This is a genomic window from Micromonospora musae, assembly GCF_003626635.1.
Classification (GTDB): Bacteria; Actinomycetota; Actinomycetes; order Mycobacteriales; family Micromonosporaceae; genus Micromonospora; species Micromonospora musae.
The window spans coordinates 114,593-132,446 of the sequence record NZ_RAZT01000014.1; the positions used below are offsets into that span (position 1 = coordinate 114,593).

A 17,854-nucleotide genomic window follows, 5' to 3' on the forward strand; every position below is an offset into this window, starting at 1 on the left:
ATCGATGGTGACGGTGGCCGCTGCGGATCCGCCTCGGCGTGTCACCGGTTCGAGGGGGGTGTCCGTACTGTCCGCATCCTTGGCCATGCGGCCGAGCGTACCCTAGAGTAACGAGTTGCGTCGATTAGTGCGTCGATTATGGAGGAGGGCGCCGGTGGACACGGAACTCGCCCACGCCTACGACCGATGTCGTGAGCTGCACAGACGCCACGGCCGCACCTACTATCTCGCCACCCGGCTGCTCCCCGCGTGGAAACGGCGGCACGTTCACGCCCTCTACGGCTTCACCCGGTACGCCGACGAGATCGTGGACCGGACCGACGGTCTGCCCACGGCCGAGCGGGCCGGCCGGCTCGACGACTGGGGCGGCCGCTTCCTCGCCGGCCTGCACGGCCAACAGGTCGACGACCCGCTGCTCCCGGCCGTGCTGCACACCATCGCCGTCTTCGACCTCGACCGGAACGACTTCGCCTCGTTCCTCAAGAGCATGGCGATGGACCTGACCGTCAGCTCGTACCCCAGCTATCGGCACCTGCTCGACTACATGGAGGGTTCGGCGGCGGCCATCGGCACGATGATGCTGCCGATCCTGGGGAGCGCCGATCCGGCCGCCGCTCGGGAGCCGGCCCGGCAGCTCGGCTTCGCCTTCCAGCTCACCAACTTCATCCGGGACGTCGCCGAGGACCTGGACCGGGGGCGGACCTACCTGCCCGACGAGGACCTGGACCGGTTCGGGGTGACCCGGCACGAGCTGGCCGAGGCCCGCTCACGAGGGCAGGCCACCCCGGCGATCCGGGCGCTCATCGCCTTCGAGGTGGCCCGGGCCCAGGCGCACTACGCCGCGGCGGCCCCCGGGATCACCATGCTCGCGCCGGGTTCGCAGGCCTGCATGCGGACCGCGTACGCCCTCTACGGCGGGATCCTCGACGAGGTCGCCGCGCAGGACTACGACGTCTTCGCCCGGCGGGCCGTGGTGCCTCGGCGGCGCCGGCTCGCCGTGGCGGCCCGGTCCCTGCTCGCGCCGGTCGGCACGCCGGTGTCCCTGCCCGGGCCGCCGCTGCCCGGGGACGCGGCGGCCCGACTCCCGCTGCCCGGGCCGACCGCCTCCTGAGTGCCGGCCCCACCGCCGAGCAGCCGCCGGGCAGCTGTTGTGCCCGTGACGGTTCAGAGGCAGTCGTGCAGGACGTCGACCAGGTCGTCGACCCGATCGTGGTCGGCCAGGTGCGAGGTCGCGTACGCGAAGGCGTAGCCGCGTCCGGGGTCGGCCCAGGCGGAGCTGCCGCCGAGACCACCCATGCCCCAGCTGCCGTCCTCCTCCCACTGCATCCCCAACGTCCACCGGGCCCGCCGGCCGAGCACGAGGTCGTCGCCGTCGTACTGGACCCGGGTCGCCTCGGCGACCAGCTCGGGGCCGATCAGGTGCGCGCCGTCCAGGGTGCCACCGGCGAGCAGACCGGCGTAGAGCCGCGCGAGCCCGGTAGCGGTCGCGTGCAGGTTGACCGCCGGCACCTGGCTGCCACGCCAGAGCGGGCTGTTCAGCACGGCCAGGTCGAGCCCGCCCGCCGGGTTGGACACCGCCCGGTGACGCAGCGAACCCGGCTCGCCTGCCACCCGGTCCGGCCAGGCCGGGTCGCCGTACCGCAGCTCGGCGCAGCGCCGCTGGTCGGCCGCGCTCAGACCGAAGCCCAGGTCGAGCCGCCACGGGCCGGCGATCTCCTCGGCCAGGAACCGGCCCGGCGTCCGGCCGTCCACCCGCCGGACCAGCTCACCGACGAGGTGCCCGTACGTCCAGGCGTGCTCGCCCGCGACGGACCCCGGCGCCCACTCCGGGTCGGCGGCGGCCAGGTCGGCGCAGAGCAGGTCCCAGTCGGCGACCGCCTCGGCGGGCCGGGGAGCCGGGAAGGCGGGCAGGCCGGCGGTGTGCGTCAGCACCTGCCGGACGGTGGCCGGGGTGCAGAAGCCGGGCCAGTGCTCGGCGACCGGGTCGTCCAGGTCGAGCCGGCCGCGGTCCACCAGCACGAGGAGGCAGAGCGCGGCGACGGGCTTGCCGACCGAGTAGACGCCGACCAGCGTCTCCGGCAGCCACGGCCGGCCCGGCGACCGCTCGCCGCCGACGACGTCGACGACGATCCGGCCGTCGTACCAGATGGTCAGGGCGGCCCCGGTCTCCCGACCGTCCGCGAGCAGGCTGCGGAAGCGGTCGTCGACGGCGGCGAAGCGTACGTCGTGCACCTGCTCACGGTAGTCGGCACGTCGTCCCGTCCGGCAGCTTCGATCATGACGTTATCGCCACGACACGCCGTGCCGATCGGCGACAAGTTCATGATCAACGCGGCGTTCGCGGTCCTGTCGGGGGATGCTGGTGGGGTGGCGGAGCCGGAGCAGGTTGACGTGGTCGTGGTGGGGCTCGGCGTCGGCGGCGAGGAGGTGGCCGGTCGGCTCGCCGAGTCCGGGCTGAGCGTCGTCGGCGTCGAGCGGGACCTGGTCGGCGGCGAGTGCCCCTACTGGGGCTGCATCCCGAGCAAGATGATGATTCGGGCGGCGAACGCCCTCGCCGAGGCGCGCCGGATCGACGGGCTCGCCGGCAGCGCGCAGGTGCGGCCGGACTGGGCGCCGGTGGCGCGGCGGATCCGCGAAGAGGCGACCGACACCTGGAACGACCGGGCCGCGGTCGACAGGTTCGTCGGCCGGGGCGGTCGGTTCGTGCGGGGCAGCGGCCGGCTGGACGGGCCCGGTCGCGTCCGGGTCGGTGACCAGCTCTTCGAGGCCCGCTACGGGGTCGTGATCGGCACCGGCACCCGCCCCTCGGTGCCCCCGGTCGAGGGGCTCGCCGGCACGCCGTACTGGACGAACCATCATGCGATCGAGGTCGAGGAGCTGCCCGGGTCGCTGCTGGTGCTGGGCGGCGGGGCGATCGGGCTGGAGCTGTCGCAGGTCTTCGCCCGGTTCGGCGTACGGGTCACCATCGTCGAGGCGCTGGACCGGGTGCTCGCCGTGGAGGAGCCGGAGGCGTCGGAGGCGGCCGCCTCCGCCCTGCGCGCGGACGGAGTCGAGGTCCACACCGGCGTACGGGCCGAGCGGGTCGACCACGACGGGGAGCGGTTCAGCCTCCGGGCCCATGGTGGGGCGGAGTTCACCGCCGAGCGGCTGCTGGTGGTCACCGGCCGCCGGGCGCACCTGGACGAGCTCGGGTTGGAGGCCGTGGGGGTGGACGCCGACCAGCGTTACCTGCCCGTCGACGACCGGATGCGGGTCGCCGACGGCATCTGGGCGGTCGGCGACGTGACGGGCGAGGGCGCCTTCACGCACATCGCGATGTACCAGGCGGCGATCGTCATCGCGGACGTGCTCGACCGGGCCCGGCACGCCCGGCCGGGCGCCGATCCCAGCGGTACGGCGAGCGTGGTGGGGGGCGCCATGGGCGCGGCCAGCGCGCTCGGGGCCAGCGGGTCGAGTGGCACGGCCGGCACCGTACCCCGGGCCGACTACCGCGCGCTGCCCCGCGTCACGTTCACCGATCCGGAGATCGGCGCGGTCGGCCTTACCGAGGAGCAGGCCCGGTCCCGGGGCATCAACGTCCAGGTCGGCTTCAGCAAGTTGGGCCAGTCCACCCGGGGCTGGATCCACCGGGTCGGCGACGAGGGTTTCATCAAGCTGATCGCGGACGCGGACGAGGGCGTGCTGATCGGGGCCACCTCGGCGGGACCGGCCGGTGGCGAGGTGCTCTCCGGGCTGGTGGTCGCCGTGCACGCGGCCGTGCCGCTCAGCCAGCTGCGGCACATGATCTATGCGTACCCGACCTTCCACCGGGCGATCGAGGACGCGCTGCGGAACCTGCGGTGACTGCGCTGATCTGACGTCTGTCGACAGAAGGCTGTTCAGTTCTTGCAGCCGACTGGCATAGCATTGCGCCGTGACGAAACGGTTGACCGAGGTGGCCCGCAAGGCGGGCGTCAGCGAAGCCACCGTGAGCCGGGTGCTCAACGGGCGGGGCGGCGTCTCCGAGACGACTCGCACCGCGGTGCTCACCGCCCTCGACGTGCTCGGCTACGAACGGCCGACCAAGCTGCGGGGCGAGCGCGCCCGGCTGGTCGGGCTGGTCCTCCCCGAGCTGCAGAATCCGATCTTCCCGGCCCTCGCCGAGGTGGTCACCGGCTCGCTGGCCCAGCGGGGATTCACCCCGGCGCTCTGCGCCCGCACCATCGGTGGGGTCTCCGAGTCGGACTACGTCGAGATGCTGCTGGACCACCAGGTCTCCGGTGTGATCTTCGCCGGTGGCTCGTACGCGCTCGCCGACGCGCCGCACGACCACTATCGACGGTTGACCGACCGTGGGCTGCCCGTGGTGCTCGTGAACGCCGGCGTGGACGAGCTGGGCTTCCCCCGGGTCTCCACGGACGACGCGGTCGCGGTGGAGCAGGCGTACGGACATCTGCGCTCGCTCGGGCACGAGCGGATCGGCATGGTGCTCGGGCCGGAGGGGCATGTCCCGTCCCGGCGCAAGCTCGCCGCGGTGGCCCGGATCGCGGGCTGGGCCGACCCGACCGAGTGGGTCGAGCGCTCCAGCTTCTCGATGGAGGGCGCCCGGGTGGCCGCGAGCAAGCTGGTGGACCGGGGCGTGACCGGGATCATCTGCGCCAGCGACGTGCTGGCGCTCGGGGCGATCCGGGCGGTACGCCGGTTGGGCCGTTCGGTGCCCGGCGACGTGTCGGTGGTGGGCTACGACGATTCGGCGTTCATGACCTGCACCGACCCGCCGCTGACCACTGTCCGGCAGCCGATCGAGACGATGGGGCAGGCGGCGGTGGACCTGCTGGTCACCCAGATCGAGGGGGCCGGCGTGCTGCACGACGAACTGCTCTTCGAGCCCGAACTGGTGGTGCGCGGCTCCACCGCCCCGGCCCCCGGCCGCGCCACGGCGTAGCCGACCTCGCACGGCATCCCGGCCGTCGACCGCTCCCCGCGGTCGGCGGCCGGTCTCGTCTCCGGCGGGCCCGCAGAGCACACCCGTCGACCGTTGTCGATTGCGGGATCGGCTCGAACGCCCGGCCGCCCAAAGTGGATGAAACCCCGCGTTATCGGGCCGCTTTCAGAACGCTGTCTTGATCTCTCGTTACAAAGTCGATTCTTTGCAAGGCGGTATCCATACCTTGCCGCCATGAAGCCACGTAGTTACAGTGACTCCACTCACACCTGACTCGCGACGCACCTACCGCGGTCGGGTCGTATGGCGGATGCAGATCAGTAGCAGGGCATCGCCGCGGTGGTGATCACCGCAGCTCAGCGAAGGTCATGGAGACACCCGTTCCCGAAGGGATGGACAGATGTCCGTACCGCAGTACCGGAAGGTTGCGGCGTTAGCGCTCGTGGCCGGCCTGGGAATCAGCCTCACGGCTTGCTCCACGAAGAGTGACAACGCGTCGGACGAGGCAGGCGGCAAGGTCACCATCACGGTCGACTGCCAGCCGGTCGGCGCTCAGAAGGAGCTTTTGCAGAACTGGAACGCCGACGTCGTCGAGTTCCAGCGGCAGAACCCCGACATCATCATCAAGAGCGTGAGCGTCGGCGAGCAGTGCAACAACCCGCCGGACTTCACCGCCCGCCTGGCCGGCGGAACCGTCACCGACGTGTTCTACGGCTACATGACGGATCTCCAGCAGGTGCTCGACTCCGGTCAGGCGATGGAGATCACCGAGCACGCCAACAAGGACTCGGTCTCCACCTGGGACAGCGTCGACCCGGCGCTCAAGGAGGTCTTCACCGACGGCGGCAAGCTCTACGCCGTCCCGGTGAAGAACTACTCGATGGGTCTGGTCTACAACAAGGTCCTGTTCCAGCGGGCGGGGCTCGACGTCAACAACCCGCCCAAGACGTGGCCCGAGGTCCGGGCGGCGGCCAAGAAGATCGCCGCGCTCGGCGACGGCATCGCCGGCTACGCGGAGTACAGCGCCGGAAACACGGGCGGCTGGCACTTCACCTCCCTGCTCTACTCCCAGGGTGGCCAGGTGCTGAGCGAGGACGGCAAGAAGGCCGACTTCAACAACCCGATGGGCAAGCAGGTCCTGCAGAACCTCAAGGACATGCGGTACGGCGACAACAGCATGGGCAGCCGCCAGCTGCTCCAGTGGGGTGACCTGCTCACCAACGCCGCCGCGGGCAAGGTCGGCATGTTCATCGGCGCGCCGGACACCACCCAGGCGATCGTCAGCCAGTTCCAGGGCAAGTTCCAGGACTGGGCGATGGGCCCGCTGCCCGGCCAGGACGGCGCGGCGAAGGGGACGCTCGGCGGTGGCGAGGGCTACTTCTTCAAGAAGGGCCTCACCCCCGAGCAGGTCAAGGCCGGCCTGAAGTGGATCGCGTACCAGAAGCTGACGCCGGGCAAGGGCCAGTTCGACTACGTCCGGGCCAAGCCGCAGAACTACCCGGTGGGTCTGCCGCAGCCGCTGCTCTTCGCCAACGGCAGCGAGGCGCAGAAGCAGGAGTTCGAGCTGCGTAAGGCGAACGCGAACCTCGACACCGCCAACTTCGCGCTCTTCGAGGCGAACCCGGTTCCGATCAAGGGTGAGCCGCGCAACGCGCAGGCGATCTACGCGGTGCTCGACGCCGCGATGTCCGGGGTGCTCACGAACCCGAACGCGAACCTCGACGCGCTGCTGAAGACGGCCGAGGAGAAGGTCAACCAGCTCCTCGCCGCGGAGAGCTGACCCCGTGGGTGGGGGCCGGACCGCTGGCCCCCACCCCACCGGCACGCCGTCGACCGGTGCCTGACCCACCAGGAGTTGCCTTGGCGATCACCACCGCTCCGGGTACCACCAGACCGGGCCGCCCCACGTCGCCGTACGCGCCTCGGCCCCGGCGCGCGGGCCTCGGCCGCAAGCTGCGCGACAACCTCACCGGGCACGCGTTCCTGATCGGTGCGGTCCTCTGCTTCGCGGTCTTCTCCTGGTACCCGATGATCCGCGGCATCGTGATGAGCTTCCAGCGCACCCGGCGCGGCGTGACCACCTGGGTGGGCTGGGACAACTACCTCCGCATCCTCGACGACCCCAGCTTCTGGACCGCCTGGAAGAACACCTTCTACTTCACGGCCCTCGCGCTGGTCCTCGGGTACGCGGTGCCGTTCCTCGTGGCGATCCTGCTCAACGAGCTGCGCCACGCCAAGGGGTACCTGCGGATCCTGGTCTACCTGCCGGTGATGCTGCCGCCGGCCTCCGCGCTCTTCCTCTTCAAGTTCTACGCGTACGACCCCAGCGAGGCGGGGCTCTTCAACGCGATCCTCAAGGCCCTGCACCTGCCGACGTCCCAGTGGATGCAGTCGCCCGAGATGACGATGCCGGCCATGGTGATCGCGTCGACCTGGATGAACATGGGCAGCGCCGTGCTCATCTACCTGGCGGCGTTGCAGAACATCCCCGGCGAGCTCTACGAGGCGGCCGAGCTCGACGGCGCCGGGATCTGGCGCCGGATCTGGAACGTGACCATCCCACAGACCCGGCTGATCCTCGCGCTCCTGGCGATGATGCAGATCGTCGCCACCATGCAGCTCTTCATCGAACCGCTGATCCTCGCCAACGGCGCCGGCGCGGAGGACTCGGCCACCTCGGTCGCGTACCTCATCTACCAGCACGGGTTCTTCCAGAACGACCTCAACGGCGCTGCGGCCCTCGGCGTGATCATGCTCGTGGTGCTGGCCGGCTTCTCCGCCGTCTACCTGCGGCTGACGGCGAAACAGGACTAGGACGGACGAGGAATGGCACAGGACTCCGGGACCCGCACCCTGATCTCGCACGCCCAGCTCCGGCGGGGGCGCGGCAGGGCGATCTACTGGACGCTGCTCGCCGTCGTGGTCGTGGGGTTCTCGCTCGTCTTCCTCGGGCCGCTCTACTGGATGGTGACCGGAGCGCTGAAGTCCGGCCAGGAGATCGCGCAGACCCCGCCGTCGCTCGTCCCGCAGGATCCGCAGTTCCAGAACTACGTCAACGCGTGGCACAACCTGGACCTCGCCAAGCTGCTGTTCAACACCTTCTACTACGCGGCCGGGGCGGTGGTGTTCCAGCTCGTCCTCGACACCGCGGCGGCGTACGCGCTGTCGAAGCTCCGTCCGATCTTCGGCAACGCGATCCTCGCGATGATGCTGGCGACGCTGATGATCCCGGCGATGGTCCTCATCGTCCCGCAGTACGTCACGGTGATCGACCTGCCGTTCCTGCACGTCAACCTGCTCGACTCCCCGTTCGCGATCTGGCTGCCCCTGGTCGCGAACGCGTTCAACATCTTCCTTCTCAAGCGGTTCTTCGACTCGATCCCGGAGGACCTGATGGCGGCGGCCCTCATGGACGGGGCGACGCCGCTGCGCACGCTCTGGTCGGTGATCCTGCCGATGTCGCGCCCCATCCTCGGCGTGGTGTCGATCTTCGCCGTGACCGCGGTGTGGAAGGACTTCCTCTGGCCGAAGCTGGTCATGCCGTCACCGGAGACGCGCACGGTCAGCGTCGGCATCTACGCCTTCGCGGGCGGTACGCCGATGAACGTGGTGATCGCCGCCTCGGTGATCGCCGCCATCCCGACCGTGATCATCTTCCTGATCTTCCAGCGGAACATCATGTCCGGTCTGACCACGGGGAGCCTCAAGGGATAGCCCCCCATCCGGCGTAACCTGCCGCGCGGCGCTCGAAGATCGTGCGCCCGATCCACATCCAGGTCCGGCGAACCCGCCGACGTAACGCAGAAAGCAGGTGCTCGTGTCCACAGCAGACGGCAGTCCGTGGTGGCGTGGAGCGGTGATCTACCAGGTGTACCCGCGTAGCTTCGCCGACGGCGACGGCGACGGGATCGGCGACATCGCCGGCATCCGGTCCCGGCTGAACTACCTGTCCACGCTCGGTGTCGACGCGATCTGGTTCAGCCCCTGGTACCCCTCCCCGATGGCCGACGCCGGCTACGACGTGGCCGACTACCGCGACATCGACCCGGTCTTCGGCACGCTGGCCGAGGCGGAGGCGCTGATCGCGGAGGCACACGCGCTCGGCCTAAAGATCATCGTCGACGTCGTGCCCAACCACTGCTCCGACGCACACCCCTGGTTCCAGGCGGCCCTCAACGGCGGACCGGACGCGCCCGAGCGGGAGCTGTTCTGGTTCCGTCCGGGCCGGGGCCCCGACGGCGACCAACGACCGACCGACTGGGTCGGCGAGTTCGGCGGTGAGACCTGGACCCGCACCACCAATCCGGACGGCACCCCCGGCGACTGGTACCTGCACCTGTTCACCGCCGAGCAGCCCGACTTCAACTGGGACCACCCGAAGGTGCGCGCGGAGTTCGAGGACATCCTGCGGTTCTGGTTCGACCGGGGCGTGGACGGCATCCGGATCGACTCGGCCGGGCTGCTGGTCAAGGACGGTTCGCTGCCGGAGACCCTGCCCGGGCGGCCGCACCCGTTCCGCGACCTCGACGGCGTGCACGAGATCTATCGCGCCTGGCGGCGGGTGGCCGACGAGTACCCCGATCGGGCGCTGATCGGGGAGGTGTGGATGCCGGACCGGCAGCGGTTCGCCAACTACCTGCGTCCGGACGAGCTGCACGCGGCGTTCAACTTCGACTTCCTCGGCTGCGCCTGGGACGCCGCCGCGCTGCGCGAGAGCATCGACGGAACGCTGAGCGCGCACGCCCCGGTCGGCGCGCCGGCCACCTGGGTCCTCTCCAACCACGACGTGACCCGGCACGTCACCCGCTACGGCCGGGCGGACACCACGTTCAGCTTCGCCGCGAAGCGGGAGGGAACCCCGACCGACCTGGAGCTGGGCACCCGCCGGGCTCGCGCCGCCGCGTTGTTGTCGCTCTCGCTGCCCGGTGCGGCCTACGTCTACCAGGGCGAGGAGCTGGGCCTCTGGGAGGTCGAGGACATTCCCCGTGAGCTGCGACAGGACCCGATGCACTTCCGCTCCGGCGGAGTCGACCCCGGCCGGGACGGGTGCCGTGTCCCGCTGCCCTGGTCCGGGGAGACGCCGCCGTTCGGCTTCAGCCCGGACGAGACGACGGGGGCGCCGTGGCTTCCGCAGCCGACCGACTGGAAGGACCGGACGGCCCAGGCGCAGGCCGGCGACGAGCGCTCGATGCTGGAGCTGTACCGCGCCGCGCTCGCCATCCGCCGGGCCGAGCCCGCGCTCGGCGACGGGGAGATGACCTGGCTGCCCGCGCCGGACGGGGTGCTCGCGTACCGCCGCTCGGCCGGCTTCACCTGCCTGGTCAACCTCTCCGGCGCCGCAGTGCCGCTGCCGCCGCACACCGAGAGGCTGCTCGCCAGCGGCCCGCTCGACGACGACCTGCTGCCGCCGGACACCGCCGTCTGGCTGCGTACCGCCGAACCCGTCTCCGCCGGGTCCGACCCGGCCTGATCGCCCGGTGCCGGCGGCTGGCGTCCCGCCGCCGGCACCGCGCCCGCACCACCCGGCGGCACCGTCCCGCCGCCGGCCCCGGATTCGCCCGCCGGCACCGCCGGCCGAGACCGAAACGGAGGTAGTCGCCCGCAACCGCACCGCCTCGGGGGGACCGCAACGCACGGGGGGATCTGGACCACCGACGAGAGGGAGAGCCCAGCTCATGCCCGAACACGCCACCGCCCACCCACCCCGAAGAGTCCGCGCCCGCGCGGGGGTGGCCGCCCTCGCCGCCGCCGCCCTCACCGCGACGTCGCTCACCGTTCTCGCGCTGACCGGCACCGCGACCCCGGCCCAGGCGGCCGGCCTCTCCCCGTTCGACATTCCCGGGCGGGGCGCCGACGTCCCGTTCGTGGAGCACGAGGCGGAGGAGGTGGCGCACACCGGCACGAAGATCGGCCCGGACCGGTACTACGGCGCGCTGCCGTCCGAGGCGTCCGGCCGCGAGGCGGTCACCCTGGACTCCGTCGGCGAGTACGTCGAGTTCACCCTCACCGAGCCGGCCAACGCCGTGACCTTCCGGTACAGCCTCCCGGACAACGCCGCCGGCACCGGCCGGGACGCCAGCATCGATCTGCGCGCCAACGGCGCCCTGGTGAAGGCCGTCCCGGTGACCTCCCGGTACGGCTGGTACTACGGCGGCTATCCGTTCAACAACAACCCGGGCGACACCAACCCGCACCACTTCTACGACGAGACCCGGACGATGTTCGGGACCACCTACCCGGCCGGTACGAAGATCCGGCTGCAGGTCTCCTCGACCGCCCAGTCGCCGACCTTCACCATCGACCTGGCCGACTTCGAGCTGGTCGCGCCGGCGATCGGCAAGCCCGCGAACGTGCTGGACGTGGTGACCGACTTCGGCGCCGACCCGACCGGTGCCACCGACTCGACAGCCAAGTTCCAGGCGGCTGTCGACGCCGGCCGGGCGCAGGGCCGGGCGGTCTGGATCCCGACGGGCACCTTCACCCTCTGGGACCACGTGGTGGTGGACGGGGTGACCCTGCGCGGCGCGGGACCGTGGTATTCGGTGCTCGGCGGCCGGCACCCGACCGACCGCAAACGTGCCGCCGGCATCTACGGCAAGTACGTCCCCGGCGGCGGCTACAGCGGTGAGATCCGTGCCCACGAGGCCGGTGGTCCGAGCCGCAACGTGACCCTGCGGGACTTCGCCATCATCGGCGACATCCGGGAGCGGGTGGACGAGCACCAGGTCAACGCCATCGGCGGCGCGATGTCGAACTCGGTGGTGCAGAACGTCTGGATGCAGCACACCAAGGTCGGCGCCTGGATGGACGGCCCGATGGACAACTTCACCATCCGCGACAGCCGGATCCTGGACCAGACCGCTGACGGGGTGAACTTCCACTGGGGCGTCACCAACTCCACGGTGACGAACACGTTCGTCCGCAACACCGGTGACGACGCGCTGGCCATGTGGGCGCAGAGCGTGCCGAACGTCAACAACTCGTTCACCTTCAACACGATCGGCGTGACCGTCCTCGCCAACCACCTGGTGACGTACGGCGGGCGGGACATCAAGATCACCGACAACGTGACCGCCGACTCGGTCACCAACGGCGGCGGCATCCACGTCGCCAACCGGTATCCCGGCGTGAACGGCCCGACCGCGGTCTCCGGAACGATCACCGTGGCCCGGAACACGCTGATCCGCAACGGCAACTCGGACTACAACTGGCGGTTCGGCGTGGGCGCGATCTGGTTCTCCGCGCTGAACGAACCGATCCAGAACGCGACCATCAACGTCACCGACACCGACATCCTGGACAGCTCGTACGCGGCGCTGCACTGGATCGAGGGCGCCACCAGCGGGATCAACTTCAGCAACGTCCGCATCGACGGGGCGGGCACGTACGCCCTCCAGGTGCAGGCACCGAGCCAGGTGTCGTTCACCAACGTGCGGGCCACCGGGATCGCCCAGTCGAACCCGATCCACAACTGCGTCGGCAGCGGCTTCCAGATCACCCAGGGCCCCGGCAACTCCGGCTGGTACACGCCCAGGCCGTACTGCGGCCCCTGGCCGGAGCCGCGGTGGGGCGGTGGCCCGACCGACCCGCCCCCCACCGACCCGCCGCCGACCGATCCGCCGCCCACCGATCCGCCGCCGACGGGCGGAAACCTGGCGCTGGGCCGACCGGTCACCGCGACCAGCTCCACCCAGAACTACGTGGCCGCCAACACGGTGGACGGCAACGCCGCCAGCTACTGGGAGAGCGCGAACAACAGCTTCCCGCAGTCGATCACCGTCGACCTGGGTACGGCGCGCAACGTCGACCGGGTACAGCTGAAACTGCCGGCCGGCTGGGAGCGGCGTACGCAGACCCTGGCCGTACTCGGCTCCACCGACGGATCGAGCTGGACGACGCTCGCCGGGTCCGCCGGGCGCACCTTCGACCCGGCGTCGGGCAACACGGTCTCCGTCGCCCTGCCGGCCGGTGACCGCCGGTTCGTCCGGCTGACCTTCACCGGCAACACCGGCTGGCCGGCGGGGCAGCTCGCCGAGTTCGAGGTGTACGGCGACGGCTCCACCCCGCCGCCCACCAATCCGCCCACCGGAAACCTGGCGGCCGGACGGCCGATCTCGGCGACCAGCCACTCCGACGTGTACGTCGCCGGCAACGCGGTGGACGGCAACGCGAACACCTACTGGGAGAGTGCCAACAACGCCTTCCCCCAGTCGGTGACCGTCGACCTGGGCAGCGCCCGACCGGTGTCCCGGCTGGTGCTGAAGCTGCCGCCGGCCTCGGCCTGGCAGACCCGTACGCAGGCGCTGACCGTGCTCGGCTCCACCGACGGCTCCTCGTTCAGCACGCTGAAGAGCTCGGCCGGCTACACCTTCGACCCGGCGTCCGGGAATACCGTGTCGATCCCCGTACCGGCCGGTGACCGTCGCTTCGTCCGGCTGACCCTCACCGGCAACACCGGCTGGCCGGCGGGGCAGCTCGCCGAGTTCGAGGTCTACGCCACCTGACGTGCGCCGGTGGGGCTCCGCCGCCGATCGGGGCCCCACCGACGCGCCCGTAACACCCCCGCTCCACACCGCACCCCCCGCACCACCGCACACGCCTCTCCACGTCCCCCGGGAAGAAGGTGTCCGCAACCATGTCCAGATTCCGTACCCGAGCCGTCGCGGTGCTCGCCGCGATCGGCCTGGCCGTCACCGCGGCCCCGGCGCCACCCGCCGCAGCGGCCGGCGGCCCGAACCTCGCCGCCGGCAAGAACGCCTCCGCTAGCAGCACCAACGCGCCCTACGCCGCCGCGAACCTGACCGACGGCAACCAGGGCAGCTACTGGGAGAGCAGCGGCGCCCTCCCGCAGTGGGCCCAGGTGGACCTCGGCTCCAGCCAGTCGATCGACCAGGTGACGCTCAAGCTGCCCGGCAGCTGGGAGGCGCGCACCCAGACGCTCTCCGTGCAGGGCAGCGCCGACGGCAGCGGCTTCAGCACCATCGTCTCCTCGGCCGGACGCTCGTTCAGCCCGGCCGGCGGCAACTCCGTGACCATCAACTTCCCCGCCACCAGCACCCGCTTCGTCCGCGTCCACATCACCGCGAACACCGGCTGGTCGGCCGCCCAGCTCGCCGAGCTGGAGGTGTACGGCGCGGCGACCTCGTCGACCAACCTGGCGCTCGGCAAGGCGATGGCGGAGAGCAGCCACTCCGACGTCTACGGCGCCGCCAACGCCAACGACGGCAACGCCGGCAGCTACTGGGAGAGCGCCAACAACGCCTTCCCGCAGTGGATCCAGGTCGACCTGGCCGCCACGGTGAACGTGAACCGGGTGGTGCTCAAGCTGCCCGGCGGCTGGGGCGCGCGCAGCCAGACGCTGACCGTGCAGGGCAGCACCAACGGGTCGAGCTTCGACACCCTGGTCGGCTCGGCGTCGTACGCCTTCAACCCCGGCTCCGGCAACTCGGTCACCGTCACCGTGCCGAACGCCGCCACCCGGTACGTCCGCCTGCTCTTCACGGCGAACACCGGCTGGCCCGCCGGGCAGCTCTCCGAGCTGGAGGTCTACGGCCCGGCGACCGGCGACACCCAGCCGCCCTCGGCGCCCGGCAACCTCGCCTTCACCCAGCCGGCGCCCGACCAGATCCGGCTCACCTGGACCGCGTCGACCGACAACGTCGGGGTGACCGGCTACGACGTCTACGCCAACGGGGTGCTGCGCACCAGCGTCGGCGGTTCGACGCTCACCTTCACCGACACCCAGCCGGCCTCCGCGACGGTGACCTACCACGTCCGGGCGCGGGACGCCGCCGGCAACCAGTCGGCGAACAGCAACTCGGTGACCCGTACCGGCAGCACCGGTGACACCGTGGCGCCGACCGCGCCGGGCAACCTGGCCTACACCCAGCCGGCGAGCGGGCAGATCCGGCTGACCTGGACGGCGTCCACGGACAACGTCGGGGTGACCGGCTACGACGTGTACGCCAACGGCGCGTTGCGCGGCAGCGTCAACGGCTCCACCCTCACCTACACCGACAGCCAGCCGGCCTCGGCCACCGTCTCCTACTTCGTCCGCGCCCGGGACGCGGCGGGGAACGTGTCGGCGAACAGCAACACGGTGACCCGCCCCGGCAGCACACCCGGCGGCACCAACCTGGCCGTCGACAAGCCGATCACCGCCTCCTCGGTGGTGCACATCTTCAACGCCGTCAACGCCAACGACGACGACGTCACCACCTACTGGGAGGGCGCGCCCGGGGCGTACCCGAGCACGCTGACCGTCGCGCTCGGCGCGAACGCGACGGTCAACTCGCTGGTGGTGAAGCTCAACCCCGACCCGGCCTGGGGGCCGCGCACCCAGACGTTCCAGGTGTTCGGCCGGGAGCAGTCGGCCGCCGGGTTCAGCACGCTGGTCGGGTCGGCCACCTACTCGTTCAGCCCGGCGAGCGGCAACACGGTGACCATCCCGGTCTCGGCGACCGCCGCCGACATCCGGCTCCAGTTCACCGCGAACTCCGGCTCGTCGAACGGGCAGGTCGCCGAGCTCCAGGTGATCGGTGTACCGGCCCCGAACCCGGACCTCACCGTCACCGCCCTCACCGCGTCACCCGCGACGCCGGTCGAGACGGACGCGATCACCCTCTCCGCCACGGTCCGCAACGCGGGAACCGCGGGCGCGGCGGCCACGGCCGTCGGCCTCTACCTGGGTACGACGAAGGTCGGCACGGCGAACGTCGGCGCGCTCGCCGCCGGGGCGTCGACCACCGTCTCGGCGAACATCGGCCCGCGTAACGCCGGCAGCTACGAGCTGGTGGCCAAGGTCGACGAGGCGAACACGGTGATCGAGCAGAACGAGGCGAACAACAGCTACACCAGCCCGAACGCGCTCACCGTCAATCCGGTGGCCAGCTCGGACCTGGTCGCCTCGGCGGTCACCTGGTCGCCCGGCACGCCGAGTGCGGGCGCCACGGTCAACTTCGCGGTGACCATCCGCAACCAGGGCACGGTCGCCTCGGCGGGCGGCGCGCACGGCATCACGCTGACCGTGGTCAACGACTCGGGCACCGTGGTCCGTACGCTGACCGGCTCGTACAGCGGCACCATCGCGGCCGGCGCGAGCGCCGGGCCGGTGAACCTGGGCAGCTGGACGGCGGCGAACGGCCGGTACACCGTCCGGGTGGTGCTCGCCGACGACGCCAACGAGCTGCCGGTGAAGCGGCAGAACAACACCAGCGAGCGGCCGTTCTTCGTCGGGCGTGGGGCGAACCTGCCGTACGACATGTACGAGGCCGAGGAGGGCACGATCGGCGGCGGGGCGCAGACGGTCGGGCCGAACCGGATCATCGGCGACCTGGGCGGTGAGGCCTCCGGCCGGCGGGCCGTCACCCTCAACACCAACGGCGCCTTCGTCGAGTGGACCACGAAGGCGCCGGCGAACGCCCTGGTGACCCGCTTCTCGATCCCGGATGCGCCGGGCGGCGGGGGCATCAACTCGACGTTGAACATCTACGTCAACGGTGTGCTGCACAAGCCGATCAGCCTCACCTCGAAGCACATCTGGCTGTACGGCGCGGAGGCCAGCCCGAGCGACTCGCCGAGCGCGGGCCCGCCCCGGCACCTCTACGACGAGGCGAACGTCCTGCTGAACTCCACGATCCCGGCGGGCAGCCGGATCCGCCTCCAGAAGGACCCGGCCAACAACACCACGTACGCCATCGACTTCATCAACCTGGAGCAGGTGTCGCCGCGGGCGAACCCGGATCCGGCCCGGTACGCGGTGCCGAACGGGTTCAGCCACTCCGACGTGCAGAACGCGCTCGACGCGGTCCGGATGGACACGTCGGGCAACCTGACCGGCGTCTACCTGCCGGCCGGCACGTACGAGACCGCGCAGAAGCTACAGGTCTACGGCAAGCCGGTGAAGGTCGTCGGCGCGGGCATGTGGTTCACCCGCTTCCAGACGCCGACGTCGCAGCAGAACACCGACGCCGGTTTCCGGGTGGAGCCCTCGGCCAGCGGGTCGTCCTTCGAGCACCTCGCCTTCTTCGGCAACTACACGAACCGGATCGACGGGCCGGGGAAGGTCTGGGGTGAGCTGAAGGACGTCGACAACATGACGTTGGACAACGTCTGGGTCGAGCACACCGTCTGCGGCTACTGGGGGGTCAGCGTCAGCGGCCTCAAGATCACGAACAGCCGGTTCCGGAACACCTTCGCCGACGCGGTCAACATGACCAACGGCAGCACGAACAACCTGATCGCCAACTCGGAGGGGCGCTCCAACGGGGACGACGCGTTCGCGCTCTTCTCCGCGATCGACCAGGGGGCGTCGACGTCCAACCACGGCAACGTCTTCGAGAACCTGACCGCCACGCTCACCTGGCGGGCGGCGGGCATCGCCGTCTACGGCGGCTACGACAACGTGTTCCGCAACCTCTACATCGCCGACCAGTTGACCTACTCCGGGCTCACCATCAGCTCGCTGGACTTCGGCTACCCCTTCATCGGGTTCGGGGCCAGCCCACCCACCCGCTTCGAGAACATCTCACTGATCCGGTCCGGCGGCCACTTCTGGGGCGCGCAGACCTTCCCGGCGATCTGGATCTTCTCGGCGTCGAAGGAGTTCCGCGGCATCCGCGTCACCGACGTGGACATCGTCGACCCCTCCTACTCCGGAATCATGTTCCAGACCAAGTACACCGGGAGCCAGCCGGAGAACCCGGTCACCGACACCGTCTTCACCAACGTGTCGATCTCCGGGGCGCGGCGCAGCGGTGACGCCTTCGACGCCAAGTCCGGCTTCGCCATCTGGGTCAACGAGATGCCGGAGCCGGGTCAGGGCCCGGCGGTCGGCTCGGCGACCTTCAACAACCTCCGACTGACCGACAACGACGTCGACATCAGGAACACGACCTCGACCTTCACCATCATCCGGAACTGACCATCCGC

At 70.8% G+C, this 17,854-nt stretch carries 10 protein-coding genes; 9 read left to right on the forward strand and 1 reads right to left on the reverse strand.

What is annotated here, in order from left to right:
- Nucleotides 1-154: 154 nt before the first annotated feature.
- Complete coding sequence (locus D7044_RS25600; protein WP_120690420.1) at nt 155-1,111, forward strand: phytoene/squalene synthase family protein; 957 nt, start codon at nt 155-157, stop codon at nt 1,109-1,111.
- A gap of 53 nt (nt 1,112-1,164) precedes the next feature.
- Here the strand turns inward: D7044_RS25600 and D7044_RS25605 are convergent, their stop codons facing one another.
- Entirely contained in the window at nt 1,165-2,232 is a 1,068-nt protein-coding gene (locus D7044_RS25605; protein ID WP_120690421.1) for a serine hydrolase domain-containing protein, read from the reverse strand.
- Between the two features lie 90 nt (nt 2,233-2,322).
- On the opposite strand from D7044_RS25605, the gene D7044_RS25610 reads away from it, so the two are divergent.
- The 8 genes from D7044_RS25610 (at nt 2,323) to D7044_RS25645 (ending at nt 17,846) form a co-directional block, all read left to right on the forward strand.
- Complete coding sequence (locus tag D7044_RS25610; RefSeq protein ID WP_120690449.1) at nt 2,323-3,843, forward strand: dihydrolipoyl dehydrogenase family protein; 1,521 nt, start codon at nt 2,323-2,325, stop codon at nt 3,841-3,843.
- A gap of 70 nt (nt 3,844-3,913) precedes the next feature.
- Nucleotides 3,914-4,924, forward strand: coding sequence for a LacI family DNA-binding transcriptional regulator (locus D7044_RS25615; RefSeq protein WP_120690422.1), 1,011 nt, complete (start codon nt 3,914-3,916; stop codon nt 4,922-4,924).
- A gap of 400 nt (nt 4,925-5,324) precedes the next feature.
- Nucleotides 5,325-6,704 (forward strand): ABC transporter substrate-binding protein, encoded by a 1,380-nt coding sequence (locus D7044_RS25620; protein ID WP_120690423.1) that lies wholly within the window; start codon nt 5,325-5,327, stop codon nt 6,702-6,704.
- 80 nt (nt 6,705-6,784) lie between these two features.
- The gene (locus D7044_RS25625) at nt 6,785-7,738 is read left to right on the forward strand and encodes a carbohydrate ABC transporter permease (RefSeq protein ID WP_120673848.1); all 954 of its coding nucleotides are present in this window, start codon (nt 6,785-6,787) and stop codon (nt 7,736-7,738) included.
- Nucleotides 7,739-7,750: 12 nt separating this feature from the next.
- Nucleotides 7,751-8,638: a carbohydrate ABC transporter permease gene (locus D7044_RS25630; protein WP_120690424.1), complete on the forward strand. Its 888-nt coding sequence runs from the start codon at nt 7,751-7,753 to the stop codon at nt 8,636-8,638.
- A 103-nt stretch (nt 8,639-8,741) separates the two neighbouring features.
- Complete coding sequence (locus D7044_RS25635) at nt 8,742-10,394, forward strand: glycoside hydrolase family 13 protein (protein ID WP_120673999.1); 1,653 nt, start codon at nt 8,742-8,744, stop codon at nt 10,392-10,394.
- A gap of 205 nt (nt 10,395-10,599) precedes the next feature.
- Complete coding sequence (locus tag D7044_RS25640) at nt 10,600-13,428, forward strand: discoidin domain-containing protein (protein ID WP_120690425.1); 2,829 nt, start codon at nt 10,600-10,602, stop codon at nt 13,426-13,428.
- A gap of 131 nt (nt 13,429-13,559) precedes the next feature.
- Entirely contained in the window at nt 13,560-17,846 is a 4,287-nt protein-coding gene (locus D7044_RS25645) for a discoidin domain-containing protein (protein ID WP_120690426.1), read from the forward strand.
- The last annotated feature ends 8 nt before the right edge of the window (nt 17,847-17,854 follow it).